Origin of the sequence: Acetobacterium malicum subsp. dehalogenans DSM 11527, from assembly GCF_000472665.1 — a bacterium.
GTDB classification, from domain to species: domain Bacteria; phylum Bacillota; class Clostridia; order Eubacteriales; family Eubacteriaceae; genus Acetobacterium; species Acetobacterium malicum.
Genome location: NZ_AXAC01000034.1, coordinates 1 through 24,309, shown reverse-complemented (window position 1 = coordinate 24,309; position 24,309 = coordinate 1). Strand labels below are relative to the sequence as shown.

Annotated in this window: 29 protein-coding genes and 1 pseudogene; 10 read left to right on the top strand and 20 right to left on the bottom strand. The window is 39.3% G+C overall.

The window, feature by feature from the left end; all coding sequences use genetic code 11:
• Positions 1-28: 28 nt before the first annotated feature.
• The 5 genes from A3KS_RS0113555 to A3KS_RS23540 form a co-directional block, all read right to left on the bottom strand.
• Positions 29-1,063 carry a PDDEXK nuclease domain-containing protein gene (locus A3KS_RS0113555; protein WP_026395360.1) on the bottom strand — a complete coding sequence of 345 codons (1,035 nt, stop codon included), beginning with the start codon at positions 1,061-1,063 and terminating at the stop codon, positions 29-31.
• Between the two features lie 341 nt (positions 1,064-1,404).
• Positions 1,405-1,560, bottom strand: coding sequence for a hypothetical protein (locus tag A3KS_RS23545; RefSeq protein ID WP_156913285.1), 156 nt, complete (start codon positions 1,558-1,560; stop codon positions 1,405-1,407).
• A gap of 171 nt (positions 1,561-1,731) precedes the next feature.
• On the bottom strand, positions 1,732-4,287 hold the full coding sequence (locus A3KS_RS0113540) for a hypothetical protein (protein ID WP_051355887.1): 2,556 nt from the start codon (positions 4,285-4,287) through the stop codon (positions 1,732-1,734).
• Positions 4,288-4,645: 358 nt separating this feature from the next.
• Entirely contained in the window at positions 4,646-5,428 is a 783-nt protein-coding gene (locus tag A3KS_RS0113535; RefSeq protein WP_156913283.1) for a hypothetical protein, read from the bottom strand.
• A 310-nt stretch (positions 5,429-5,738) separates the two neighbouring features.
• On the bottom strand, positions 5,739-5,903 hold the full coding sequence (locus A3KS_RS23540; protein WP_156913281.1) for a hypothetical protein: 165 nt from the start codon (positions 5,901-5,903) through the stop codon (positions 5,739-5,741).
• Between the two features lie 557 nt (positions 5,904-6,460).
• On the opposite strand from A3KS_RS23540, the gene A3KS_RS22760 reads away from it, so the two are divergent.
• Positions 6,461-7,345 (top strand): Ig domain-containing protein, encoded by an 885-nt coding sequence (locus tag A3KS_RS22760; protein ID WP_051355886.1) that lies wholly within the window; start codon positions 6,461-6,463, stop codon positions 7,343-7,345.
• A gap of 310 nt (positions 7,346-7,655) precedes the next feature.
• Here A3KS_RS22760 and A3KS_RS0113515 read toward each other — a convergent pair whose 3' ends face one another.
• From A3KS_RS0113515 to A3KS_RS0113495, 5 genes and pseudogenes are all read right to left on the bottom strand, one after another.
• Positions 7,656-8,027, bottom strand: a complete 372-nt coding sequence (locus A3KS_RS0113515) for a hypothetical protein (protein ID WP_026395357.1) — start codon at positions 8,025-8,027, stop codon at positions 7,656-7,658.
• Positions 8,028-8,250: 223 nt separating this feature from the next.
• Positions 8,251-8,508, bottom strand: a pseudogene (locus tag A3KS_RS21350) (Txe/YoeB family addiction module toxin).
• Positions 8,501-8,713 carry a type II toxin-antitoxin system RelB/DinJ family antitoxin gene (locus A3KS_RS21345; protein WP_341349850.1) on the bottom strand — a complete coding sequence of 71 codons (213 nt, stop codon included), beginning with the start codon at positions 8,711-8,713 and terminating at the stop codon, positions 8,501-8,503. Before A3KS_RS21345 ends, A3KS_RS21350 begins: the two are co-directional and overlap by 8 nt.
• Positions 8,714-9,054: 341 nt before the next feature.
• On the bottom strand, positions 9,055-9,444 hold the full coding sequence (locus tag A3KS_RS0113500) for a hypothetical protein (RefSeq protein ID WP_026395356.1): 390 nt from the start codon (positions 9,442-9,444) through the stop codon (positions 9,055-9,057).
• A 61-nt stretch (positions 9,445-9,505) separates the two neighbouring features.
• The gene (locus A3KS_RS0113495) at positions 9,506-9,751 is read right to left on the bottom strand and encodes a type II toxin-antitoxin system prevent-host-death family antitoxin (RefSeq protein ID WP_026395355.1); all 246 of its coding nucleotides are present in this window, start codon (positions 9,749-9,751) and stop codon (positions 9,506-9,508) included.
• A gap of 262 nt (positions 9,752-10,013) precedes the next feature.
• Between A3KS_RS0113495 and A3KS_RS22755 the strand changes: the two genes are divergently transcribed.
• Positions 10,014-10,790: a hypothetical protein gene (locus A3KS_RS22755; RefSeq protein WP_051355885.1), complete on the top strand. Its 777-nt coding sequence runs from the start codon at positions 10,014-10,016 to the stop codon at positions 10,788-10,790.
• Here A3KS_RS22755 and A3KS_RS23535 read toward each other — a convergent pair.
• Complete coding sequence (locus A3KS_RS23535) at positions 10,689-11,150, bottom strand: alpha/beta fold hydrolase (RefSeq protein ID WP_156913279.1); 462 nt, start codon at positions 11,148-11,150, stop codon at positions 10,689-10,691. The two genes, A3KS_RS22755 and A3KS_RS23535, sit on opposite strands and share 102 nt — an antisense overlap.
• Positions 11,151-11,390: 240 nt before the next feature.
• Here A3KS_RS23535 and A3KS_RS0113485 point away from each other — a divergent pair, with 240 nt between their 5' ends.
• Complete coding sequence (locus tag A3KS_RS0113485; RefSeq protein WP_026395354.1) at positions 11,391-11,657, top strand: glutaredoxin domain-containing protein; 267 nt, start codon at positions 11,391-11,393, stop codon at positions 11,655-11,657.
• Positions 11,658-11,993: 336 nt separating this feature from the next.
• Here the strand turns inward: A3KS_RS0113485 and A3KS_RS0113480 are convergent, their stop codons facing one another.
• Positions 11,994-12,473 carry a YbaK/EbsC family protein gene (locus A3KS_RS0113480; protein ID WP_026395353.1) on the bottom strand — a complete coding sequence of 160 codons (480 nt, stop codon included), beginning with the start codon at positions 12,471-12,473 and terminating at the stop codon, positions 11,994-11,996.
• 213 nt (positions 12,474-12,686) lie between these two features.
• Between A3KS_RS0113480 and A3KS_RS0113475 the strand changes: the two genes are divergently transcribed.
• The 4 genes from A3KS_RS0113475 to A3KS_RS24295 all read left to right on the top strand — a co-directional run bounded on the left by A3KS_RS0113475 (position 12,687) and on the right by A3KS_RS24295 (position 14,816).
• On the top strand, positions 12,687-13,268 hold the full coding sequence (locus A3KS_RS0113475; RefSeq protein WP_026395352.1) for a helix-turn-helix transcriptional regulator: 582 nt from the start codon (positions 12,687-12,689) through the stop codon (positions 13,266-13,268).
• Entirely contained in the window at positions 13,249-13,962 is a 714-nt protein-coding gene (locus A3KS_RS0113470) for a 4Fe-4S binding protein (RefSeq protein ID WP_026395351.1), read from the top strand. The genes A3KS_RS0113475 and A3KS_RS0113470 overlap by 20 nt, the downstream gene beginning before the upstream one ends.
• A 342-nt stretch (positions 13,963-14,304) precedes the next feature.
• Positions 14,305-14,622 (top strand): SOUL family heme-binding protein, encoded by a 318-nt coding sequence (locus tag A3KS_RS0113465; protein WP_026395350.1) that lies wholly within the window; start codon positions 14,305-14,307, stop codon positions 14,620-14,622.
• The gene (locus A3KS_RS24295; protein WP_084505007.1) at positions 14,565-14,816 is read left to right on the top strand and encodes a heme-binding protein; all 252 of its coding nucleotides are present in this window, start codon (positions 14,565-14,567) and stop codon (positions 14,814-14,816) included. Before A3KS_RS0113465 ends, A3KS_RS24295 begins: the two co-directional genes overlap by 58 nt.
• 227 nt (positions 14,817-15,043) lie before the next feature.
• On the opposite strand, the gene A3KS_RS0113455 is transcribed toward A3KS_RS24295, so the two are convergent.
• The 4 genes from A3KS_RS0113455 to A3KS_RS0113440 form a co-directional block, all read right to left on the bottom strand.
• Positions 15,044-15,496, bottom strand: a complete 453-nt coding sequence (locus A3KS_RS0113455) for a hypothetical protein (protein ID WP_026395349.1) — start codon at positions 15,494-15,496, stop codon at positions 15,044-15,046.
• Positions 15,493-15,834 (bottom strand): TfoX/Sxy family protein, encoded by a 342-nt coding sequence (locus A3KS_RS0113450; protein WP_026395348.1) that lies wholly within the window; start codon positions 15,832-15,834, stop codon positions 15,493-15,495. The genes A3KS_RS0113455 and A3KS_RS0113450 overlap by 4 nt, the downstream gene beginning before the upstream one ends.
• A 70-nt stretch (positions 15,835-15,904) precedes the next feature.
• On the bottom strand, positions 15,905-16,435 hold the full coding sequence (locus A3KS_RS0113445) for a cysteine hydrolase family protein (RefSeq protein ID WP_026395347.1): 531 nt from the start codon (positions 16,433-16,435) through the stop codon (positions 15,905-15,907).
• Positions 16,436-16,493: 58 nt separating this feature from the next.
• A complete protein-coding gene (locus tag A3KS_RS0113440; RefSeq protein ID WP_026395346.1) occupies positions 16,494-16,910 on the bottom strand; it encodes a secondary thiamine-phosphate synthase enzyme YjbQ in 417 nt (138 codons plus the stop codon).
• Between the two features lie 289 nt (positions 16,911-17,199).
• Here A3KS_RS0113440 and A3KS_RS0113435 point away from each other — a divergent pair, with 289 nt between their 5' ends.
• A complete protein-coding gene (locus tag A3KS_RS0113435; protein WP_026395345.1) occupies positions 17,200-17,565 on the top strand; it encodes a winged helix-turn-helix transcriptional regulator in 366 nt (121 codons plus the stop codon).
• A 148-nt stretch (positions 17,566-17,713) separates the two neighbouring features.
• Positions 17,714-18,265, top strand: a complete 552-nt coding sequence (locus A3KS_RS0113430; RefSeq protein WP_026395344.1) for a cysteine hydrolase family protein — start codon at positions 17,714-17,716, stop codon at positions 18,263-18,265.
• Between the two features lie 53 nt (positions 18,266-18,318).
• Here A3KS_RS0113430 and A3KS_RS21335 read toward each other — a convergent pair whose 3' ends face one another.
• The gene (locus A3KS_RS21335; protein ID WP_035356330.1) at positions 18,319-19,530 is read right to left on the bottom strand and encodes an aspartate aminotransferase family protein; all 1,212 of its coding nucleotides are present in this window, start codon (positions 19,528-19,530) and stop codon (positions 18,319-18,321) included.
• 141 nt (positions 19,531-19,671) lie between these two features.
• Here A3KS_RS21335 and A3KS_RS0113420 point away from each other — a divergent pair, with 141 nt between their 5' ends.
• Positions 19,672-20,112 (top strand): MarR family winged helix-turn-helix transcriptional regulator, encoded by a 441-nt coding sequence (locus tag A3KS_RS0113420; RefSeq protein ID WP_026395343.1) that lies wholly within the window; start codon positions 19,672-19,674, stop codon positions 20,110-20,112.
• Between the two features lie 47 nt (positions 20,113-20,159).
• Here A3KS_RS0113420 and A3KS_RS0113415 read toward each other — a convergent pair whose 3' ends face one another.
• From A3KS_RS0113415 to A3KS_RS0113405, 3 genes are all read right to left on the bottom strand, one after another.
• A complete protein-coding gene (locus tag A3KS_RS0113415; protein WP_026395342.1) occupies positions 20,160-22,424 on the bottom strand; it encodes an ABC transporter permease in 2,265 nt (754 codons plus the stop codon).
• Positions 22,425-22,433: 9 nt separating this feature from the next.
• Complete coding sequence (locus A3KS_RS0113410; RefSeq protein ID WP_026395341.1) at positions 22,434-23,132, bottom strand: ABC transporter ATP-binding protein; 699 nt, start codon at positions 23,130-23,132, stop codon at positions 22,434-22,436.
• 174 nt (positions 23,133-23,306) lie between these two features.
• Entirely contained in the window at positions 23,307-23,927 is a 621-nt protein-coding gene (locus A3KS_RS0113405; protein ID WP_026395340.1) for a TetR/AcrR family transcriptional regulator, read from the bottom strand.
• Between the last annotated feature and the right edge of the window lie 382 nt (positions 23,928-24,309).

Genomic DNA, 24,309 nt, shown 5'->3' with positions numbered 1-24,309 from the left:
TGGGATTAAAACCACCCTTGTCTTCTTGTCAGTCCAAAATTTTCTTGTTTTTTTCGCCAATTTCATTAAGAACTGATTGGACCTGTTCAATTAGTTCTTGTTTATTTGGAATATAGTAGACGTATTTGGAAGCAAAAATCTGATTTTCAAGTCCACCCAATGCATATTCTGCAACGATCTCAGATGTATCCGCACACAGAATGATACCCATTGGTTTTTCATCGTCCTCGTCATTTACTTCACTAGCATAATAATTAACATACATATTCATTTGCCCAATATTTTCAGGTTTGAGACTTCCCATTTTTAGATCAATCAAAACATAAGCCTTCAGTATTTTATTGTAAAAAACCATATCCACATAATAATGTGTGTTCCCAAGCGTAATTCTCTGCTGAGAACCAACAAACATAAATCCTCTCCCAAGTTCAAGTAAAAAATTTTCAATCTTAATAATTAGCGCTTTTTCCAGGTCTTTTTCTAGCATAGGCTTGTTTTCCGGTATTCCAAGAAATTCAAAAACATAGGGATCTTTTAAAATATCATTCGGTTTCCGATAAACGATACCTTCTTTAGCTAACATCAATACCTTCTCTTTATTCGTTTTTCCTTCCGAGAGAAGCATTCGCTCGAAAAGCGACGTATCAATCTGTCTTTTCATTTCACGCACTGACCAGTTTGAATTCAATGCTTCTTGTTCATAAAAAGATCTTGCGTTTTTATCAGATACCGTAAATAATTCGCAGTAATGGGTAAAACTCAATTTGCCAGACAGTGACTGGCAAATTGGATAACTTAAATATAATAATCGCATGTTCTGTAGATTCGAACGCGAAAACCCTTTGCCCAACTCCCGGGTCAGTTCTTTTGATAATGACTTCAATAACTGCTTTCCATACTCTGCCTTTTCCGAACCAGCCTGTTCATTCTCAACAATGATTTTGCCGATGTTCCAGTAAGCGAATAAAAGCTCATTATTAACAGCTCTTGCAACATTTTCCCGAGCTGATTGTAGTATTTGTCTGATCTCATTAATAATTGCCTGATTTTGAAGCTCTGACATTTTTTACACCCTTTCACTTTGACAGCTAGCTATTTTATTAATACTTGAACCGCATCCATATCATCAATAGTTTACCTTGAAGACCACTTTTTAAAAAATTTAATTTCTTTAAGGGAACCATCTGGATTTAGGACTCTAAGATAGACGCCATCTCCTTTGCCAACAGCCTATATGGCATTGACTGAATTTTTCTTTTTAGTAATCTGCTTGTCAAAGATGCATTTCTCAAAAGCACCTTTGACAAGGCCAAATTCTTGTTCATTTTTGCTCTTTCGATTGGTTTCATAACTGAAAATAAATGATAGCCACATAATTCGCCATAATTACCGGCGATGGTCGCTTCATCGGTTGGCTGGCATAAGGATGAAAATAGCGGCCATTATTTTTAAAAACAGTCCCCCCACTATGACCTGATTGAGTTCAGCCAGTTTCAGGAAGAAGAAGTGATCGATGACGAAGCAGTTGACGCCATTGCCAAACGCATTCTTAAAAAACATCAGGCTGCCTTTGAGGAATTGGCCAAATGAAAGGTCTAAACCAGCGGCAGTGATGGCCTCCGGGATGAAGGACAGCTGGATTCTGCTCTTGGCCGACTTATTCTGATAAGTTTATAAGTTTGTGTCGGGCACAGTTCCTTTAGCCATTTCTTAACTTTTGGCAATTTTGCACTACTTTTCTAAAAAGCGTAATTCATAAACCAATGGTTCCATTTTTGTCGTGAGTACTTTCATTGCCACGTCAAATTCTTTTTTTAGATCCGGCTGAAAAGATAGTAATTTTTTTATTTGCACCCAACCTGCATCCCACGTATTTATGCAGATTTCTTCGTTTTCCTGATCATAGTTATTTCTAAACTCAAATGTAACTCTAACAATTTTCGAAGCAACCGCAATTACCGCTTGAGCCTCTTTCGAAACAGCGCCTTCAGCTTTTTTCGTGGCAAGGTAACGACTTACAAAACGTTCTCCCGTTCTATCATTGTACTCATCAAATCCGACTTCTTTATTGATGTGCTTAGGAGAATCGGCAAGTTCCCGTATTTCGCTTCTAGACATCCAGAACCATTGATTTTGCACATTGAAAGTGTTACCTTTATATTCAACATTTCTTAGTGATGTTTGATATGATGCCGGTCCGAATACAGCGTAGACAACACTATCCGTCGTCCATTCTGCATAGCGAATATCCTTTGTATTGGGTATATGAAATTCATCTTTATCTGTAATCCAGTTTTTTATTGACAACTTTCTTGCCGCATAATTCGAACAAACACGCTCAAAATTCTCGTCTAACACTGCTACTCCATGTCCCATATAAGCTGCGCCAGATAATATGAATACATCATTTTCACTCTTATAAATATTATTAGCAACATTTACTAAATAACCAATCGAACCTTTTTTCAAATTGCCGCTACAAGTGTTTTTTTCGTTCACATTAAAAGCAGAACTAAATTGTGGATACAACAAAGGTTCATCTTGAACATTTTGTACTGGTTCCCTTATCCATGCAGAACACGCCTCTTCTTTTGAAAAAACACGAAAGTATTTTTCACCTATTTTTCGTATCCCATTTTCATAAGTTTCTTCTATGCCCAGTTTCCATAATTCAGGATTAATAGCGTTTTGTTGACTTTTAAAAATTGAAAAAGTAATGCCCCACTTATTTGAACAACTATCAAATTCTGAAGCATTAAAGAGATTCCCCTTCAAGAACACAAATTCAGAGAAAAATCGGTCTCTAAACTTCTTATAATATTCATTACTTGCTAAAAAATTTGGCTTGACGAAAAAAGCTATTACAACATTTGTCAGGTTGAAATCCTTCTTTATTTTTAAAATTCTCCAAATAAATTGCGCATAAAGTTGCTGAGAGGCTTTACCAGCATCTTCTTTTTTCATAAGATCATTAATTTTAGTTTTACTAGCGACTCCAGTCTTAGCAGTTCCTTTAGCTCCTGAATTATTAGCCGTTGCATAAGGTGGATTAGCATAAAATATTATTGGTTTATCTTCCTTTAAAGCATCAAACAGATCTACAGGTATCTTTTTTAAATCCGCTACTTGTGTTGTTGGATTTATCTCTATGTCATCATTAAGAAAATCATATTGGAATTTCGTTGACTTTGAATTGTATTGTTCTCCTAATTCCAGTTCTTCTTCAAACAATGTTGATGCGTATAATTCTCTATAATCGTAATCCCTTGTTAGATTTAAACTTCCACAACAAGGATCCCAAACAATATATTTATTACGATAGTCTTCACCTAATGATTCTTCCATCATTTCATTTGCTCGATCCGCCCAAATTGAGGGTGTCCAAAAACTTCCTTGAAATCGTCTGTCTGTTTCTACTAAAAGTCGATCTGCTATACTACTGAAACTCAAAAGGTCCGTTGTACTGTAATTTCTATTGAACTGACTGAAAAAAGCATAACAGGCCGGCCCGTACACTTTAATTTCCGAACCATTTGGGAGATGTAACATATTTTTCTTTGTGGGTACAAGATAACAATTTTCAGGGTTTGTCATAGACTGAATGAAAATTGTTACAAGTTGGTTTGTTGTGTAATCTGATTCTTTGATTATTACGGTTCGTAAAAAATCATCATATATTCTTCGAAGATTATGTTCCGTAACATCAAGTTTAACAAATGCCCCGCGAATTGCAATTGCATCAATTAACTCACATACATCTTCAAATTCGAAATTGTTATTAATCGCAAACACAAATGGACTTATGTTCATATCTTCAACCATCTTCATGATAATTGGACTGTTATTCTTTGCTGAAGCTGATGGAGCAATCGACCAATCTATATCTTCATTAAGATACCCATACAAAACACTCCCTGAAACGACAAAAGCTTCGTTTTTGTCTGCACAAAAAATAACATTAGGTAACGACTCTCCTGATTCTGAGAATTGCTTAATATAGTACAATGCCTGAAGCAGCGTCTCACATTGGATAGTTTTTTTATAAAAATCTTTTTCATGTTTTGCTTCTAATAAAAGTCTTAAAAACATTGAATTACTAAAGTAACCATCGCAATTATGCGGCGAAGAAACACTAGTAAAATCGTCAACATAGACATCATGAAGGATGGCTCTATAAGCATTTTCGACATCTTTTTCGCAAGTAGCTGTTTTCAACATTGTCTTAAATTGTTTCGTTCTTTTTTTTGTTGCTTTTCTTCTGTTTAGTTTTTCTATTTTTTCTTTCATTAACTAACCTTTCCTTGTTCATTTTCCAAATTGTTTAGATAACATATTGTGAGACATCGGGGTCGTTTCATTTGTCACATTATCGTTACCATAAACCCCTGTAAATATATGATTTCTCCAAGATATGGGGACGTTTTCTTTGTCATGTTCATCATTTCACAACACCAGCTCCACCATGATCTTTCAGCCTAAAACCGTCTCACTTGGGGGGTCACTGGCACCAATTGACTAACGAATATGTCAGACAATTGGTCTCCCATATCATGCGTTATCAAAAATATAGTAGGGAAGACCGGCTTAATCATCGGTCTTTTTATTCGACTAGATTGGGTTCTTTTTGAACAATATCAATTCTCCATTAAAATATTTTTTTAATAAATCTTGACCCATTTTCATGTATATACAAATCTTTAAAATTTGCCCGACCGCTAAAATTTAGATCATCATCTTCCTTTATAATAAAATCAATATTGCAACCATACACATAATCAGTTTCAATAAATCCATTATTTAGGTCGCTGTAAAATGAAATTTGAAAAGATATATATAGATCTTCATAATTAATTTCTCTTAGTTTTTCGTCGGCAATATCAATGTTGCAATTAAACCCTTTTTCATTCAAATCAATAATATCAGCTGGATCTTTCTGATATTTTAGATCGTCGCTTAATATCATTTTATTTTCTTTTAAAGTGCGAATGGTAATACTTTTAATTCTGAATTGTTTTGGTATAATTCCATTTGCAGTAACGAATCTAACCTTTAAAGAAAGTGCTGCTTTTGAATCTTCATTTGCAAATACTATAAAAATGTTTTTTGGTATTGATCCAAGTCTATACAAATAACTTTTTTCGATTTTATTATATTTTTCTTCATGCACTTCTGGTATTTTATATAATATTACTTTATGACTCAGAACCAAATCATTTTTTCTAAAAATGCTTGTTTGCCCTAAAGCCACTATTCCAAGAAAAAAAGTTGCTACTCCAGAAAAAGCACTCCAAAATATTGATAAATCAAATTGACCAGATGTATTTCTAAACAGGAATAAAAAAACATTTATAATCCAAGGAACTAAATACGGACTAAAACAGCCAAACAATATCAATGAAATTATAATAAAAAATCGTTTCTTATTCATCATACAAACCTTTTTCAATCTTTTTTATTTCAGTATACTCCAAAAAATAAAAAAAAACCACCCGAAGGTGACCCAACTAACCTAATTCAGGGAGACATCGGGGACGTTTCATTTTTCACATTCCCCCAGCCCCCTCTAAAAATATGATTCCCCCAAAACAGTTGAGACGTTTCGGAACCCGAGAAAAAGGCTTTTTTTACTGAACTCAAAAAATTAAAAAAGGCCGGACTTTCCGAACCTCTGTCTTTAGTCTGAAACCCAGGTTTAAAAACCTAGGGTTATTTTATATAACGTCCTCGTTAAAACAACTTCATCGTTCAGAACGTTGATACCGGTTTTTCAATTCATCAAAAACTTCATCAAAATCGTAGCGGTCATTGTTCTGCACATCTTTTAAACCAGTATTGACAAAGTTTCTTATTTCCATTTTTGCTATTTCTTCCAGTGTGTATAAAACTCTTTCCGTTGCGCCCATTTCATACCCTCCATCTCATCGCTCTTAACTACATTATAGACGGTTATTCTAAAATTTAAAATTGCTTTTTCAGAATTGCCCCGATGTCAAAGTGACACTTATTCCATCAGATCAAGCTGACCCTCAATCAAAACTTTGGAAATATTCATCGCTTTGATTAAATTTTTATTACGGCGATAATGAACGGTTCCTTCTGCAAATTTACTCTGTGCTTTTTCACACTTACTGATTACCGAAATCACTGGTCTGAGTGCTTCTGTTAATTCTATTTTCTTTATGATCGATACTCATTCCAGGTTCAACGCAAATTCCGCTGCATTCCTTAAATCCTCACTGTTTGGTCGGCCTATGTTCATGCCACCAAAGAATTTAAGAAAACTGTTGGTATTAAACCCTTTGCCGTTAAACGCCCCCATGTCATATGAAATTTTTTCAAATTAAAAATAAATCGATTTTAACGTCTAAATGGCTTTTTTATGATTAAAAGAAACATTATTGTGAATATATCTTTATAAGCCCGCGTTTAAATAGCGGCAGAAGAGAAGGAGGGAAAACGTGTGAAAAAAAGTATTCAAAAGTTGATGGTATTCCTGTTGGTTGCATTGATGTGCGGCGGCGGGTTTTCTATCACCGCAATGGCAGAGGTGGTGCCATCGGTGTCTTATTGCACCCATGTCCAAAACGAGGGCTGGCAGAAATACGTCAGCAACGGTACCATGAGCGGTACCGAAGGAAAGTCTTACCGGTTGGAGGGGATCAAGATCAAACTGGACAACCAGGGTTATGATCTGGGCCTCACTTACCAAACCCATATCCAAAATATCGGATGGGAAGCCGAAACTACCAGAGGCTGGAAAACAGATGATTTGATGAGCGGCACCGAAGGCCTTTCCTATCGCCTGGAAGCGATCCAGATTAAACTGACTGGCGCTGATGCCGATCAATTTGATCTGTACTATCAGGTCCATGCCCAAAATATCGGCTGGATGGGCTGGGCCAAAAATGGTGAATCAGCTGGCACCGCTGGTTATGCTTATCGACTGGAAGGTATCCGGATCAAAATCGTTCCCAAAGGCAGTGTGGCCCCTGGGTCAACCAGCAATGCTTTTGTCCAACCCTCTTCCGTGGAACAGCTGCTCAATAAAATGAATGGTGATTGGGTCTATCAGTCCAGCAAGGGTAAAACGATTCTCAGAGTTACCAAAACCAGTCCGACGACCGGACACATGGGCTATGAGCAATATATCGGCGGCGGTGACAGCATGGAATTTGATTTCAAGATCAACGGTGTTAATTCAGATGGTACCGCAACCCTTAATATGGATATGAATAGTGTAATTGATTATGGTATTACACCGAATTTTTCTACCATACCAGTAAAGGCGCTGATGGATCAACCGAATGCGATCATCTTTTTTAACGCGACGTTTACCAGATTATGAATGAACGTTGTATGACGTAACGGCTTTATTAAAATAAAAAAAGACAAAAAAAAAGCACTGACTTGCAATCTCAGGGCTTTTTTTGTGTCTATTTTCCTTTAAATAATGAGGAAATTTATGACATAAATCGTGAATATATTATAAACATTTTCATTCTATATTTCAACAGTTTTTTTTGCAAGAGACCTCGGGGACGTTTCGTTCGTCATATCCCTCACTTTGGGAGACATAGTGGGGAGACAGGGAGACATCGGGGACGTTTCATTTGTCACATTCCCCTATCCCCCTCTAAAAATTTGATTTACCAGCGTCAGCCTTTTGGCCTCACAATATTTTGAAACCATTTGAAACCAAATAGTGTCCCCATTGCTACGAAAGGCACCAGCAGTAATAACCCCAGCCAATTGTTATTCCCAATAATCAGGATCATCATAATCTGAAACGACACCACTGCCGAACAAGCCAGGGTTGCCATCATATTGGCTTGTCTGGCACCTTGAGCGGTGTAATACAGGGCTTTAAAGGCTGTCAGCGAGTGCAAAATCGCCAACACAAAAAATACCGCTGCTGGTAAAACAATTAAGTCGCCAACGGTCGATTGATACACAAATTGCAACAGTTTTGAAACTGCTGAAAGCAGCACTCCAATGGCAAGAAATACTATGTTTTTTCTGTCTTTCATTGTTTCCGATCCCTCGTTTTTCTTTTTCTTCTATGACCTGGGGATGTTTCGTCATATCCCAACTACACATCATAAGTTAGCATCAAGCCGCGACTATTAAACCGGAATGTATCGGGCACGGATTTATTCAGCCACACTATCTTATCTGCGATTTTTCATTTCCAACAAACGGGGCCTTTTTTATTTAGGCCCCATTTGTTGGTCATCATTTTGCTATATCCGTTTATTTATAGTGAAAACGACATTGCACAACTTCAATTTGACCGTCTTTTATCGGTATACAATACGATTGGTGTCATCAATTCGGCGACTCCAAAAGCCCTGAAATTCATACCTTAATGGTTCCGGTTTCCCAATTCCTTCATAACCATTCCGATCAATGTCCTGCAAAAGTACATTGATTCGCTTTAATGTCTTTTTATCCTGTTTTTGCCAATAACAGGTAATCTTTCCAAGCCTCATCCGTCCAGACCTTATTCATCATCAGCCTCAATTAGCTCCTGAACGGTTCCCTTGCCAACCTCAAGACTTGCGATGGATTTTCTTAATCTTTCCTGGTTTGCTTCACTATAGAAAAAATCATCATTAATTGTCAAATCAAAGGGAATCCCATGCTTACGAACCACCGCTCTTGCAAAAACATTGATCACTGCTGTCATATTTAAGCCCAGTTCTGTACAAATCATATCAAAGTTTTTTTCAATTCTTCATCCATCCGAATGTTGATATTTGTTTGTGCCATAATTTGTCACCCCTTTTCTTAATATTTAAAGATATTACAGTCCATTTTATTGACATTGTCCTTAAATATAATTACATTGCGCATTTTATTCACCCATTATTTTATTCAAAGTCGCCATTTTTATCCATTTGCATGTCTAAAGGACGTTACCGGTCCTGTGAAAAAGGCTTTTTTACTGAACTCAAAAAATTAGAAGAATTCGGAGACATTTCGTTCGTCATATCCGTTCCACACTAAGGGGCTGATTTCTTGTTTTATCCATTTGTATTTATTACAAATCACCACTCATTCCAGCAAAGTAAGCTGATCCTCGATCAAACCTTTAGAAATATCCATTGCCTTGATTAAATTTTCAAGACGCCGATGATGTGAGGTTCCTTGATCAAATTTCATCTGTGCTTTTTCACACTTGCTAATTACCGAATCAACTGGCCTGAGTGCTTCGGTTAATTCTTCTTTTGTATACTGCCCCAGACTATCTGTGATTTTTTCCTTTTGGGATAGTTCACTTTCAATCAAAAGCTTTGAAATAACCATTGCTTTAATTCTATTTCTAAGCAGTGAACACTGGGAGGTTCCTTCCGCAAATTTGCCTTGCATTTTTTCGCATCTGCTAATCGTTGACGCTACTTGCCGAAGCGCTTCATTTAATTCTTCGTTGGTGTATTTATTCACACTGGCTCCTTTTGTTGTGGAATCATCTCTTGCTTCTGGAGAAATCTGAAGCCTGGTCATTTTAAATTTCCAACTCCGATTCCACCGCATCGATGGTCAGCCAGCCCTTTTCACGACCTGCCTGTTCGCCTTTCGATAGCTGTGACATGAGCTTCAGAGAAGCCTTCAATGATTCATATTCATTGATATCAATAATGGCAAACTTACCTCGACCATTTTTTGTTAAAAAGACTGGTTCGCCCACCGCAACATCCCGCAATACTTCCGTATAGTTTCTTAAATCTGATATTGGTTTGATATTTGGCATTGTCAAAAACTCATTTCCTGTTGATTGAATTGTACCCTTATTTGATGTTATATTCAACAGCAAAACGCAAATGCCTCAATTCGTTACTTTGAAACTCCATAGCATGGATCTTAAAGATCTACAGCACAAGGGGACGGTTCGAGAGCAGTAACATTGCGGATTAAATGTTGGCGATATTAACGAAATTAGAATTATTGCCGATAACAGAAATAGATATTGAACATCAAGACACACTTATTCACAAAAAGGGGGCCATGTTTCGATGAAAATAAATGCTGTTGTTAAAAATTTCTATAGCAGCTCCAGTCAAATGACCGAAAGGCAAAAATCGATGGCGAAAAGCCAACCATCCAGCCAGGCAGTTTCAAAAAAAACGGATACGCTTGATATTTCAAAAGAAGCCTATAAAACGCCGGTAAGTGACGAGACGATGAGTGCCACATCAGGAAAAGACTCACTTGGAATAACAAAGGGCGAGAAAGCAAACAGTTATGTGATCCATTTTTCTGATTCAGCAATGGTAAGCAGAGCTATTTCGAGGGGCTATCTTACCGTTAACGGTGTCGATATCCCGCTTTCTGATGATTTGAAAAAGCAATTAACTGAAATAGATAAACAGGCACAAGCTGACCGTGAAGCCGCATTTTATCAATCTACTATGGCGCATGATCTGGCGGTCGCCAAACAACAAAGTGAAGCATGGGCAAGTGCCTACAAAGATTTAGCGGAAGCGATTGAAATAGCCGCCAAAATTTCCGCGGGTAGAAAAGTATCCAGTTCTGACCTGAAAAAATTGATGGAGACAAGTCCACAGCTTTATGCGATGGCAATGGCTGCAAAGGCTATAGCTGAAAGCCAAGAAAAACAGACTGAAACTCAAATAACAGGCAATAAAGAAACAAGTAAAAGCGACGCTGCTACTCAAGGTGTTAGCTGGTCAGATTTTGAATGGAAATCTTATGAAACACAGATGAGTGTCACAATAGATGGTACGCCATCCGTTACCGGTATCGAAAAAGGAGAAGTTATTCTCCAATAAAAGAAACGCTGAAAACCCATTATTTATGCAGGTTTCCAGCGTCTTTGGGGGGAGTATTTCAAGTCTGTTTTGAGCAATTATCTCAACCACAATTGTAGCCCCCAGCGATGCGCCGCAAATTGCAAAGACAAGTTTCCCATATGTTTGTAAAACATTATCACTTATATCGGCAGCCGCTTTTTCAACCGTCGTAAACGTCGAATTATTTTCTATGTCATGTCCATCCAATACCGGCACAATAACAAAATAATCATTACTTAAAACATCTATTTGAGGTTTCCACATTCGCCAGGATATGCCATATCCATGGATGAGAATGATCGCTTTATTCTGCTTATTTCCAAATTCTTTAAATAACATCCCGTTGCTCTCCTAATCCATGCCTATAAAATCTTCATTGTTTCAAATTGGTTTTGCTCGTGAATTTTTTTAGATTATACCACCGCCAGGATGTTTCCGTCTCAACCAATTGCGAAGTTTTCTTTAGTCTCGATTATTTCCCGAAATTTTTGACCGAAATACCTAGGTGTTTTAAATAGTCATCGGTGGGTAGAATAATAGCATCAAAGTGATTCCTGTTTATGTCAAGAAAGGAGACCCATGAAAAAAGAAATAAAACTGTACACCTGGCCTTTTTGTCCTTATTCCAATGGTGCCAAAAAACTGCTTGATGACAGAGGTATTGCCTATACAGATGTCGACATCTTCAAAAATGATGACCTTCGCTATCAGTTGCAGGCAGAAACCCATCATTACAGTATCCCTTTTGTTTTTATCGGCGATACCTGCATTGGCGGCTTTTCTGACCTTAAAGAACTTGACGAAAAGGGTGAATTGTCTACTTTAATTGATGAAAAGAAGGATTAATCAAAAAAACTGCTATCACACAATAGCAGTTTTTTTGTCTTCCGACTGAGATGATTCAATTTGAAAGATACACGCATTGCAACCGTTTCGAATCTGCTAAAAGCAGCATTCCAACGGCAAAAATGCTATATTTCGGGGTTTTTCACCATTTCTGATCAATCATTTTTTCTTTTCTTCGGCTTGGGCATTATCGGTTGATAATACGGCGCTGCATACTTGCCACCTCATCCCATACCGCTCTTTATTTTAAGCCCCTTTGTTTTTTTTCAATTCTGTTTCTTACCTCTTTTTAGGCATTATATTTGTGTTCGCTATTATTTTATTTTCAGTGGCTATTTATGAGACCGGTTGCCAGCCCTTACACAGATCAAACCAGCCGGCACAGTTGGAATATTTTTCCAGTTCCGCTATTGTCAGCTCAATCGCACTATTACTACTTCCGCAGGCCGGAAAGACCGTATCAAATCGTTTCAGTGAATCATCCAGATAAATATCCACATTGCCGTTGACGGCAAAGGGACAGACGCCGCCAATACCATGCCCAACAAGGTGCTCGACCTCTTCCGCTGAAAGCATTTTTGCCTTCGTTTTAAAATGAGCTTTAAATTTTGAATTATCGATTTTGGCATCACCGGCCGTCACGATGAGAACACATTTTTCCGCTAGTTTAAAGGACAAGGTTTTGGCGATTCGTTCCGGGGCACAACCGACCGCTTGCGCCGCCAGTTCCACCGTTGCCGATGAGGTCTGGAATTCCAGAATTCGGCTTTCAATATGCCATTGTTTGAAATAATCTCTGACTTTTTCGATTGCCATTTAAATTTACTCCTGTTCTGATAAAGTGGGATCTATTGATTGTCCTTCCAATTCTATCATAAATATTTTTTTATGACATGAGAATAACACGAAATTATTTGGTTTGTTATCTCCGTCCTACGCCCTATGTTAAACTGCGATTTATTTATTGACAAATCCACCCGTCTGCGCTAATATATCATTATGATACATTAGCGCAGACGGAGATATGTAATGAAAAAAGATACGGGAAAAACCAGATATATTTTATTGGGATTGATGTCCAAACGACCACAAACTGGCTATTCAATAAAAAAATCAATCGAAAATGAGTTTCGGCATTTCTGGCAGGAAAGCTTTGGACAAATTTATCCGACCTTAAAGCTGCTGGTTGAACAGGGTTTGGCAGAAACGACTGAAACTGAAATCGTCCAGAATGGACGACAGACAATCACCTACACGATCACCGAAAAAGGCCGGGCCAAACTAAAACGATGGTTATCAGAAGCGCCCGATGTTGAAAAACTGAGATATGAAATTCTGCTGAAAGTATCTTTTGGTACCGCAACAGATCTTGACACCATTGATCAGCATCTGGACGCATTCATTGGACGTAACGAAAAAGCCCTTGCCGAAATGGAAGGCTTCCTGGCTTTTTTAAACGGCCTTGAAGACCAAGGTTGTGAGCGATTGGGGAGCGAACTGACAGCGCTTTGCGGGAAATATTTATACACCGCCATGAAAGATTGGGCTGTGGCAGCGAAAAAAAAGATCTTGGATCAGAAGGAGTTAGAACATGAAACAAAAAATACGTAAAGGAATTCTCACCTATTCGGCCCTGCTTTTTCCCTTAACCTTTTTCTTTATGTCGCCTTATGTCATTATCATGTCGGCCGCCTATGGTATCGTAAACGGCAGTGCCTTATTTTTTGGATTCTTGCTGCTGTTCTCAATGATCGGAAGTCGCCTGTTCTGTGGCTGGCTTTGTCCGGGAGGCGCCATTCAGGAACAGGCCGCGCATTCCAACAACAAAGCCTGGAATGGCAAATGGAAAAACAGCTCAAAATACATAATCTGGTTTTTCTGGTTAGCTTTTGTTGTCTTTTTATGGATCAGCAACGGTCCCCTCGCTGTCAATTTTTTCAATATGTATAGTCTGGATAGCCACATTTTTGTCATCTATATGATTGTTGTCACCCTGATCTATGTCTTTGCCTTGGCAACAGGAAAAAGGGGTATGTGTCATAGCTTATGTTGGATGGCACCTTTTATGATCATCGGAGAAAAATGCGCTGATTTCTTGCACATTCCCCGATTCAGACTTAAGGCTGAAACTGAGAATTGTATTTCCTGTGGACGCTGCAGCAAAAAATGCCCGATGAGCCTTGATGTTGTGGAAATGGTTAAAACCAGTCAAATGGATTCAAATGAATGTATCAGCTGTCTGGAGTGTGCCGATATCTGCCCCAAACAGGTAATTAAATTTGGAATCAGCGCCAAAGTTAAATAATAACTGATTGCTCAAAGATTCTTTTAAGTCATTAACAACCGCATTCAAATCCATCATTCCGACTTTGTTATCATTATTCCGATAGTAACTATCTATCACTGTCATATCAACCAATCCATCAACGACACCGCATTCATCATACCTTTCTTGTCTGGCTTCAACCAGAACATTATCGGATTCTTTATTCGCAATCGCACGCGTAATTCTGTTCATTGAATATTCCAGATATTTGTTCAAATGTGTTTCATGAAGGATTCCTAGCTTTATCATCTAAAAAATCAATTGTGCAAAAATCAAATTTGAGGGTAATAATAAGTTTATAAACTACGAGGAGGACATATCATGTCAAATTATGAAACCCCTGAATACGCAGTTGTTGAAAAAGATGGTGAATTGGAGCTTCGCACTTACAAAAGCTATCTGACGGCCTCTATTGAAGATCTTAAAAGCGAAAGTCCCAGCGGATTTAATCAGATCTTTGATTACATCAGCGGAAACAATTCCAAACGGGAAAAAATTGCTATGACAGTACCAGTGTTCAATGAGCTCGGCGCAGGCATCTCAATAACAGCCTTTGTTCTTCCCGCTAAGTATGCCAACGAATCCCCCCTGAACCTGGTAATTCAAGAATTATTATTCAAAAGATCCCGGAAAAATTAAGTGCTTCAATTACTTTTTCCGGTTCAGTGAAAAAAGAAAAGCTTGATGCACTGGAATCGAAATTACTCAAATGGCTTCAGGGTAAAAATCTGAAGACAAATGGCAATTTCCGTCTGGCACGTTATAACTCACCCTTTACACCTTCATTCTTAAGGCATAACGAACTATTGATTGATGTCGAGATGACACTCTAAAAATCATTATCTATTCGATATGGATATTTATGACAGTGTATCTGGCATTCTCTTGGATCAATATTTAAAGAAAGGAACCCCATGAAAAAACTGCTACCTCACAATAGCAGTTTTTTGTCTTCTGTCTGGTATAATCCAATTATAATGATATTCTCCATAATTTTAAGGTTCATTAGTGAATCATTCTGCATCCGTTTTCCATACCCACATCAAATTTGACTAATTTTTTAATTAAAACGGATCGGTATGGTCTTGATCGCTGCTGCAACAATGGCTGATGCTACCACAACAATATCAATCAACATCGGCAATCTAAAAAATGAACTGATTACTATGTAAACACAACAAACCAGTGTCATTTTTAAAAACACGCTTAAATGTGCGCCTGCATAGGCTTTTCTTTTTTCACTGCCCGCTGCTTTTGCTTCCTCAAAGCTGGGGCCGCCATTAATCCAATAGACATATTCCCCCGCATAAATCATCCACATTAAACCATCAATTGAAATAACCATAAACATCAAGATCACTCTAACCTCGCCACCCTCACCCCAGGTTATCTGGAACAGCTGCTCAAATATTTGATTAATTAACATTGGTATCAAGGTACACACTGCTATGAATAATATCATCCACAGGATCAATGGTTTATAGGTTTTTTTATAAGACTGCTGATCGATCATTTTTTCTTTTTCTTGGGCTTGGGCTTGGGCATTGGCAGTTCCTGATAACTGGCCCGCAGCAATTCAGCCAACCATTCCCGGTCATCCAGTGAATCAATCAAAAACTGTGGCTTGGCACCCGGATATGGCAGACCTTCTTCAACGGTTCCCAAGTGATCTTCAATCATGACTTGCCCCGCTTCTGTTTTCTTGAGAAAAAACTGATTATCGCAGATCAGTCCGACAATCTTTTCGTCAAGATAAACGCCATATTCACCAAACATTTTTTTGCAGCTGATATTTCCCGCTGCTATTAACTGATCACAGACATAGTCCGCAAATTCCTTACTGGTTCCCATTGTGTCCTCCTAGTGTTTTGTTTATCATAACTTAGCAATTTCAGCTGAGAAAATTGAAATTTTGCTTGCTTCATCTTCGGTTAATTATATGGATCTGCATGCTTGCCATCACTTCCAGAGCCGCCTCATTAAGACGGTCTTCATTGCTGGCGACGCAGCTGGCATCGACAATAATCTCCGCTTCCGGCAGCGCCGCCTTGGCCAGCACGGCGTCCGAGATCAGACAAATGTTTGACACTACCCCGACCAGCTCGACCCGGTCATACTGGTTCGCCGCCAGAAACTCAGCCAGTTCCATTGATCCAAAGGCGATTTTTTCGATGCAGGTGTCAGTATCACGCCGCAGCTGAGCCACCTTGCCATAAAGCTCCCACCCGGCGGTTCCTTTGATACAATGAACAACCGGTAAATTTCTGCCTTCCTGGGTATTTAGATAATCGGCGGTATGGGTGTCATAGGTAAACAGAATTTCCTGGCCGTTCTGACGATATTCCATTATTTTTTGGGCAATCGGTTCCTCAAGACGAACCGCCTGGGGAAAGCCAAGGGCCCCATCGACAAAATCTTGCTGGTAATCAATTACTAATAGGATGTTTTTCATCTATTTCAATCTCCCCTTTTTTCTTATGCTGATCCTATTGATGAGCCTCTAAATCACCTTACTCACCAATGATTTTGACCAGCACCCGCTTGTCCCGTTTGCCGTCAAATTCGAAATAGAAGATCTGTTCCCACTGGCCAAAATCCAGCTTGCCGGCGGTGACGGCCACCACGGTTTCTCTGCCCATAATCGTTCGCTTCAAATGGGCATCGGCGTTATCTTCATAACCATTGTGACGATACTGGCTATAGGGTTTTTCCGGCGCCAGTTTTTCCAGCCAGACCTCATAATCCTGATGTAAGCCACTCTCATCGTCATTAATAAAAACACTGGCTGTAATATTCATCGCGTTGACCAAAATCAGCCCTTCCTGAATACCACTTTCTACCAGGACTTTCTCAACATCTCTGGTAATATTGACCAGCCCTCTTCGTCTGGGTAAATTAAAATGCAACTCTTTGCGATAAGAAATCATTTCTCACTCTCCTTGTTTTTCTTTATTCTACTACTTTTCATCATAAAATCCAGCAATATTTCAAAAGATGTTGATATCGTCAGAGTTATATAATAAAGCCCCGAACAAAGCCGGGGTTGAATAAACAAAAAAACTATTACCGTTTTATTTGTTATGGTCAGAATTGTATCTGTTATAATAATCTCAAACACGTTTGGCAATCATGGTTTTACCTCACGATAAATTGCCTGATCCTCGGTTCACCAGGGTACTTTAGCCAAAGTCTTTTTTTAATTTTTAGGAGGTTTGAATGAAAATCCGCACTGATTACACCTGCCCGCTCGAGATTGTCCACGATATTATCAAAGGCAAATGGAAAACAATTATCATTTTTCAAATGAGAGCTGGTTCTGTTTCTCTTTCTCAACTGGAGAAAAGCATCACTGGCATCAGCCAAAAGATGCTCTTGCAGCAATTAAATGAGCTTCGGCATTTTGGTCTTGTCGCCAAAAAAAATGCGCCGGGTTATCCGCTTCATGTTGATTACTCTCTTACTGAACGTGGCAAACAGATCCTCAAAGCCATCGAAATTATGCAAGAAGTCGGAATTGACTATATGGTTGAACACCACCTGACTAACAGCTTAGAGCAAAAGGGAATCTGTTATCCCAAATAATTGCTCTGATTTTTCCATACCTATAAACATACCCACCAAAAGTGGGTAACAGACTGTCAAAAAAGATAACCTAGTACCCACAAAAAAGTGGGTAATTTACCTCCTGATCAAGATGACTTATACTGTCAAAAACGAGGAGGTTTAATAAATGAAAAAAGCACTTATTCTAATTGATATTCAAAATGATTATTTTCCGGGTGGCCGTTTTGAGCTTAATCAGCCGGATGCCGCTGCCCAAAACGCCAAAAGCGCGTTAGCCTATTTTAGGAAAAAAGAGCTTCCCGTCTTTCATGTTCAGCATATCAGCATAAACGTAGAGGCTCCTTTTTTTATCGCTGATACCGAGGGGGGCAATATCAATGCCCTGGTATCACCCTTTCCCGGGGAACAAATAGTTATCAAGAATACCCCGGATAGTTTCTTCAATACGGATTTGTTTCCGCTTTTGAAAGAATTGGGCATCGGACAGCTGGTAATCTGCGGCATGATGAGCCATATGTGTGTTGACACAACGGTCCGTTCCGCCAAAAGACTGGGATTCGAAATTGAATTATTAAGCGATGCCTGTACCACCAGGGATTTAATCTGGGAAAATACCCCGGTTCCTGCCAAACTTGTTCACGCCGCTTTTATGGCAGCCCTGCAAAATACCTTTGCCGATGTGAAGACAACCCTGACGTTTATAAACTCTGATTCCTGAATAAACGCCGGATAAAATGTGAGGCCGTTCGTCGGATTGCCCGAGTTCCACTCTCATTGAGCATCGTTGTCGCTCATTTTCATACTCGCATCCAAACTGCGTTTCAAGATCCTAATCATTTCATCGATCTGTTTTTCCTCGATCACTAATGGCGGTAGGAATCGCAATACATTTGGTCCGGCGGTGATAATGATCAGTCCCCGTTCCTGGGTTTTTGCGATGATGTCTGCAACCGGTCGATCCAGCTCAAGAGCCTGCATTAATCCCATCCCGCGTCGTTCCTTTACCCCCGGATAATCGCTGACCAGCTCATCCAGTTTCGCTTCCAGATAGCTGCTGACCACTTTTACATGATTAAGCAAAGCAGTCTGTTCATAGATATCCAACACCACATCAACGGCTGCTCCAGCCAAGGGATTAAAGCCATAGGTGGTGCCGTGATCCCCCGGTTCTAATACCGCTGCGGCTTTGCCCCGGGCCGCAAAAGCACCGACAGGAATTCCGCATCCGAGGGCCTTGGCTGCGGTAATCACATCTGGGATGACGCCATATGCCTGGTAAGCAAACATTTCTCCCACCCGTCCCATACCGCATTGGATTTCATCCAGCATCAACAGTAAATCATGTTCTTCGCAAAGCTTTTTCACCCCGCTTACAAACTCGGCGGTGGCCGGATACAGGCCCCCTTCGCCCTGAATGGTTTCCATTAATATGGCACAGGTTTTGTCATTGATCTGCGCTTTGACACTGGCCAGATTATTAAACTGGGCAAACTTGATATTTGGCATCATCGGCCCGAAAGCTTCCTGATATTTGGGCTGTCCGGTAACCGCCAATGCCCCCATGCTGCGGCCATGAAAGGAATGATCCATGGCAATAATTTCGCCTGCGGGACTGCCGGTCTTATTAAAATAATATTTACGGGCAATCTTTAACGCCCCTTCAATGGCTTCTGTTCCGGAATTGGTAAAAAACACCTTTTCCATTCCCGATACCTGGGCAAACTTCTCGGCCGCCTCGGCGGATGGCTTGTTATAAAACAAATTGGAGGTATGAATGAGTTGATCGATCTGTGTTTTCAAGGCTTCGTTATATGTTTTGTTTTGATAACCTAAGGCAAACACGCCAATGCCCGCTACAAAATCAAGATATTTTTTTCCCGCATCGTCAACGAGATAAACACCTTCACCGGATTCTAATACAATCGGATAACGATTATATGTTTTCAAAAAATAGTTGTCAGCTTTTTTAATGGTCTGATTCATTATTTTACACGTCCTTTCAAATTTGTTTGTAATTGTAACACATGGTTATTTTAATTGCAAGTAGCAATTATTGCTTATATCAAACATTGCAAATGCAAATTAATCATGCTACAATATACCCATCTTAAAGGAGGTGCTATTATGAATCCTGCACAACCAAAACAATTTCGAGAACAAATCCGAATCCTGGAGCGAAAACTGGGACTCTTAAAAAAAAATAATGGCAGCTGCTGCGCCGCCGTTCTGACTCTGGCCCAATGCCATGCCTTAGTCGAAATCGGCCGTGTTAACAGCATTTCTTTAAAGGACTTAGCCGTCATCCTGGCCATCGATATAAGCACCACCAGCCGCACCGTGGACGGACTTGTAAAAAAGGGATATGTCCAACGCATCCCTTCACTTGAAGATCGGCGCAGTGTTGACATATCCCTGACTGATTCTGGTATGGTTATATTTGAAACGATTGAAAGCAATAACGACACTTTCTTTGCCGATATTTTTGATAACATCCCCAATGACGAAAAAATGAATGTCCTTCACGCCCTTGACGTCATTCTGGCAGCTTTTGATCAGGAATCTTAAGCCCGGTTGCGATAATTAAGTCCTCCCCCCCTGCTACTCGCGTTCTTTTAAAATCTCTGCCTGGAAATCTTTTTCAAATGTCTGCCAACCATAAAATTCACGATGGCGTAAGCACTTAAAATAACCGCCACCATGATCAGATAGGATTGGGGTGACATGGTGGCATTCATCCCGGCTGAAACATTGGATACCATATAGGGGTAAATCTTATTAATAATCATTTTAGAGGCCGGAATGGCAATGAGGGTCGTCAGCGCAACCGTATAAAAGGTGGTGCCAAGGTATAGTTTTTTTATTTCCCGTTCATTATAACCAAACACCTTGATTAACGAAATGCTGAAGGCTGATTTATCAATCATCATTTTTACTAGTAAATACATCACAATCGCAAAGAGCAGTACCGATGCACCCAGAATGGTAATAACCAACCCATACATCATGGTGAACATTTGTCTGGCAGCAGCGACCATTTTATCGACCGTTATGACCGTGGCAATTCTTCCCGCTTCAATATCCAGTTCCTGATCAGACATCAGCGTATTATAATAGTCATCTTTCTGCCCAAACAGCTCGCGCATGTCTTTAATGTCCATGAAAATATAGAGGCCACTGGCAAAATCCACAACTTCTTTAACTGTAAAGTTGTAATTTCGATCGGCAAGATTATCAGACAATGTAATCTCATCGCCCACTTTATAACCGAACTTATTGGCAACTGAATCAGAAATGATCACCTCATTTTTTTCGCCATCCAACGGGAAATCAAAATAGGGGTTTTCATCATCAATTCCCTGGACCGTCACGTCCATCTCGCTCCCAGTTAAATAAAGGTCTGCCGTCAAGGACTCGGTATAAGCTTTAGTGACATCGTTGGGGGCGGTTTCCATGGGATATTTCAGCAAGTAAAGATAATTGTACTCGACATCGGATGCCACATTATTGACATAGGCACTAATGCTCCCATAAATACTAAATCCAAAAACCATGAGTAGAATGGCAATAAACAGTCCAAAAAACATAGTGATATTTCCCCGAATTTCTCGCAGCAACTGGCGAATCCGATAGCGATTAATAAAGCCCATCTCCTTCAGGTCGATATTTGCCAGCTGAAGCTGTTTCTTTTCCCGTCTGAGCAATTTAAGTGGTGCTAAGGATAATTTGCTGTTGATAACTGTATAATTGACAAGCAAAGCAATCAGTACTGGTATTAAAACCCCATAAATTAAAAGATATGGTGGAAATACCATGGTATAACCGGGGTAAGAATAATAGGCAACATTCTCTTTAATATTTTCGCCAATCAGCAGAAACCCTAAGCCGGTCCCCAGCATTGCTGATACGGTGACAACCAGCATCGGCAGGATCATAAAATGTCTGAGCAGTTCTTTTTTTACATAACCCATTGAATAAAGCGCCCCGATCACGGCACTTTCCTTATCGATGGTATGAATCACAAATACTGAAATCATATAGGCAATTAAGGTGATAATAATCATCCCTGCTATTAAAGCAGAGTTTTTATTGATGGCGGCATCGCTTTTACAGCTTGTAATCCGTTGATTATCATCAGCTTCTAAAAAAATGATCAGATTGACATATTGATAATCCATATTTTTATTGATAAAATCGGTGACCTTTGTTTTATCAAAATCCAGATCAACTAATTTTTCTTTAAGTTCTGAAGCAGTCAGATTCCCATCCAACTTATAGCTGTAATTATATTCGACATTGATATCTTCTGCTAACAGTTGATTAAATTCCACTTCAGATACAAATCCAATGCTGAATTGTTTTAAATCCGCCAACACGTCCGAAACATTTTGGACCACATTGGAATAATCCGGCGCTGTTCCGATCCCCGTTACCTGATAGTTTTTTTGATTCACTTCAATAGATTGGCCAACCCTAATTCCATGCTTTTCGGCATAGTGTTTCTCCAGAACGATTTCACCCCTTTGATCGGCCAGTCGTCCCTCTTCCAGCTCAATGGTATTGATACTATTTCGATTCTTAAAAATCCTGAGAACCGATTTTTCTGGACCAGACAACTCAACATAGAAGGCTGCTTCGGTTCTTGCGCCCATTTTTTCAAGTTCCTGCTGCTGGTTTTCGGTTAGGGGAACATAAACCGAAAATTCTCCATCTTCCAGTTGATTCTTTTCATTATTTTTATCAATCGTATAATTGACCACATCCGTAGAGCCAGCCATACTCACGACCAACCCCAGCGAAAAGATGATTAAAAATGCCAATGCTCCATATCGTACCCAGTTTTCTTTTAACTCCCGGATGATTCGCTTATTCAAAATCATTGAAATAACCTACCATTCCAGTTGACTGGCCGGTTTCAATACCGTATTGGCATAGTCTTCACTGATTTGACCGTCTTTGATTTTGATGACGCGATGAACCATCTCTTTAATCGCAGTATTATGGGTAACGATGAGCATGGTGGTACCATATTTTTTATTAATCTTCTCAATCAGCTTCAGAATCTCCCGGGATGCCTGATAGTCCAGCGCTCCGGTCGGTTCGTCACACAATAGCAGCTCGGGATTCTTAATCAGTGCTCTGGCAATCGCACACCGCTGTTGCTGCCCCCCCGATAATTGGGAGGGAAATTTTTTCTGATGCTCGGTTAACCCCAATACTTCCAGCAGTTCATTAATATCCAGCGGTGTTTTTGTCAGGTATTCGCAAACCTGGATATTTTCTTTAACCGTAAGATTGGGAACAAGATTATAAAACTGAAAAATGAAACCCAGCAAATTTCGTCGGTATAGTGATAATTCTTTGGGATTCAGCCTGGTGATTTCAATGTTACTTATTTTTATACTACCGCTATCGATGGTATCCAACCCGCCGATGGTATTAAGCAGCGTCGATTTCCCCGATCCGCTTGGCCCCAATATCGCACAGATTTGACCTTTTTGAATGCCTGTGGATACCCCTTTAAGCACTTGGACATAGCTGCCTCCTTCGCCATAACTTTTTTTAATATCATTCACTTCAATAAACATTTTTGCCCCTTTCATATTTTGAATATCAATCGCTTATTCTATAACTTATTTTTGCAGACAAGTTTAAATATTTGATGTTTGCGTAGCATAACAGTGTTATGTTCAATGCAAAAATAAAATTGAATTCCAGATTCGAATTCAATCGTATTTTTCTTTGTTAATAATTTTATCATCTTACTTTTTTAGTATTTCCAGCCAACCTCCGGTCAGGTATTTGGCAATGACCTCTGCTTGAATCAAGGCTTCTTCTAAAGTCAATCCATGGGTCAGCAATTGGGCAAAGGAAGACGTCTCCAGATGAGCCAGCCAATGCATGGTATAGGGTTTGATACCATTTTCTTTGCCATTTTCAAGAGTTATGTGATCCAGAAATTGCAGCGTATTTTTTTCCATTAAGTCGACCAGTTCATCATAGAAATTCTCATATGCGGATCCATTGGCTTTACTGAGAAGTAAAATAAACGCATCTTTATTGGCATACATATAGGTTACGAACTCTCGACCCTGTTGAATCCCATCGGCGATTAATGCCTCTGGCGTCGTTTTTTCATCCACATAGATTGCTTGCTCTTTTTCAGTATGATGGATAATGACCATTTTAATTTCATCCGCAACTTTTTTTACTAATGCTGCAAACAGGTCATTCTTATCTTTAAAAAAGAAATACAAAGCGCCTGTTGTAACCCCGGCTTTTTTACAAATCTTTCGCATTGAAGCTTTTTCATAGCCCAATTCAAGAAACTCATCCTTCGCAACTTCTAACAATCGTTCTCGTGTTTCTGTTTCATTCCCCATTTTTCACCTTTAGTCTAACTATTTTAGATAACAGTGTTATGTTACCACGATAAGCCGCCCATGTCAATCCTTGCGGACTCAAATTAGCGTTTGAACCGGACCACAAGGGAACAAGCAGTGAGAAATCCGGGATCGAGTAGCTAGAAATCCGGGTAATTAGTCCGGATTTCTTTGCTCTCACAGAACCGTGCTTACGTTTGCCGTACACGGCTCCTGAAATCTCTCACCGAATTAATAATAATTCGACAGTAACCCAACTTTATATTGACATAAATCGATGAGTCCCAGATCTTCAAAGTACTGGTTTGGGAGTAACATATGGATGATATGGACATTTGAATTCTTCCATTTCGTCACGGCCATCTTTTCACCACTACCTTTG

What these genes read in the sequence shown, in the direction of transcription:
- A3KS_RS0113540 (WP_051355887.1), bottom strand. Translation starts at nt 4,287, where the DNA reads ATGAAAGAAAAAATAGAAAAACTAAACAGAAGAAAAGCAACAAAAAAA.
- A3KS_RS0113485 (WP_026395354.1), top strand. Translation starts at nt 11,391, where the DNA reads ATGAAAAAAGAAATAAAACTGTACACCTGGCCTTTTTGTCCTTATTCC.
- A3KS_RS0113445 (WP_026395347.1), bottom strand. Translation starts at nt 16,435, where the DNA reads ATGAAAAACATCCTATTAGTAATTGATTACCAGCAAGATTTTGTCGAT.
- A3KS_RS0113435 (WP_026395345.1), top strand. Translation starts at nt 17,200, where the DNA reads ATGAAAATCCGCACTGATTACACCTGCCCGCTCGAGATTGTCCACGAT.
- A3KS_RS21345 (WP_341349850.1), bottom strand. Translation starts at nt 8,713, where the DNA reads ATGATTTGTACAGAACTGGGCTTAAATATGACAGCAGTGATCAATGTT.
- A3KS_RS23545 (WP_156913285.1), bottom strand. Translation starts at nt 1,560, where the DNA reads ATGTTTTTTAAGAATGCGTTTGGCAATGGCGTCAACTGCTTCGTCATC.
- A3KS_RS0113430 (WP_026395344.1), top strand. Translation starts at nt 17,714, where the DNA reads ATGAAAAAAGCACTTATTCTAATTGATATTCAAAATGATTATTTTCCG.
- A3KS_RS0113495 (WP_026395355.1), bottom strand. Translation starts at nt 9,751, where the DNA reads ATGCCAAATATCAAACCAATATCAGATTTAAGAAACTATACGGAAGTA.
- A3KS_RS0113535 (WP_156913283.1), bottom strand. Translation starts at nt 5,428, where the DNA reads ATGAATAAGAAACGATTTTTTATTATAATTTCATTGATATTGTTTGGC.
- A3KS_RS0113410 (WP_026395341.1), bottom strand. Translation starts at nt 23,132, where the DNA reads ATGTTTATTGAAGTGAATGATATTAAAAAAAGTTATGGCGAAGGAGGC.
- A3KS_RS0113415 (WP_026395342.1), bottom strand. Translation starts at nt 22,424, where the DNA reads ATGATTTTGAATAAGCGAATCATCCGGGAGTTAAAAGAAAACTGGGTA.
- A3KS_RS23540 (WP_156913281.1), bottom strand. Translation starts at nt 5,903, where the DNA reads ATGGGCGCAACGGAAAGAGTTTTATACACACTGGAAGAAATAGCAAAA.
- A3KS_RS0113470 (WP_026395351.1), top strand. Translation starts at nt 13,249, where the DNA reads ATGAAACAAAAAATACGTAAAGGAATTCTCACCTATTCGGCCCTGCTT.
- A3KS_RS0113440 (WP_026395346.1), bottom strand. Translation starts at nt 16,910, where the DNA reads ATGATTTCTTATCGCAAAGAGTTGCATTTTAATTTACCCAGACGAAGA.
- A3KS_RS23535 (WP_156913279.1), bottom strand. Translation starts at nt 11,150, where the DNA reads ATGTTATTTAAAGAATTTGGAAATAAGCAGAATAAAGCGATCATTCTC.
- A3KS_RS22755 (WP_051355885.1), top strand. Translation starts at nt 10,014, where the DNA reads ATGAAAATAAATGCTGTTGTTAAAAATTTCTATAGCAGCTCCAGTCAA.
- A3KS_RS0113455 (WP_026395349.1), bottom strand. Translation starts at nt 15,496, where the DNA reads ATGATCGATCAGCAGTCTTATAAAAAAACCTATAAACCATTGATCCTG.
- A3KS_RS0113465 (WP_026395350.1), top strand. Translation starts at nt 14,305, where the DNA reads ATGTCAAATTATGAAACCCCTGAATACGCAGTTGTTGAAAAAGATGGT.
- A3KS_RS0113475 (WP_026395352.1), top strand. Translation starts at nt 12,687, where the DNA reads ATGAAAAAAGATACGGGAAAAACCAGATATATTTTATTGGGATTGATG.
- A3KS_RS0113450 (WP_026395348.1), bottom strand. Translation starts at nt 15,834, where the DNA reads ATGGGAACCAGTAAGGAATTTGCGGACTATGTCTGTGATCAGTTAATA.
- A3KS_RS0113515 (WP_026395357.1), bottom strand. Translation starts at nt 8,027, where the DNA reads ATGAAAGACAGAAAAAACATAGTATTTCTTGCCATTGGAGTGCTGCTT.
- A3KS_RS0113420 (WP_026395343.1), top strand. Translation starts at nt 19,672, where the DNA reads ATGAATCCTGCACAACCAAAACAATTTCGAGAACAAATCCGAATCCTG.
- A3KS_RS0113555 (WP_026395360.1), bottom strand. Translation starts at nt 1,063, where the DNA reads ATGTCAGAGCTTCAAAATCAGGCAATTATTAATGAGATCAGACAAATA.
- A3KS_RS0113405 (WP_026395340.1), bottom strand. Translation starts at nt 23,927, where the DNA reads ATGGGGAATGAAACAGAAACACGAGAACGATTGTTAGAAGTTGCGAAG.
- A3KS_RS21335 (WP_035356330.1), bottom strand. Translation starts at nt 19,530, where the DNA reads ATGAATCAGACCATTAAAAAAGCTGACAACTATTTTTTGAAAACATAT.
- A3KS_RS0113480 (WP_026395353.1), bottom strand. Translation starts at nt 12,473, where the DNA reads ATGGCAATCGAAAAAGTCAGAGATTATTTCAAACAATGGCATATTGAA.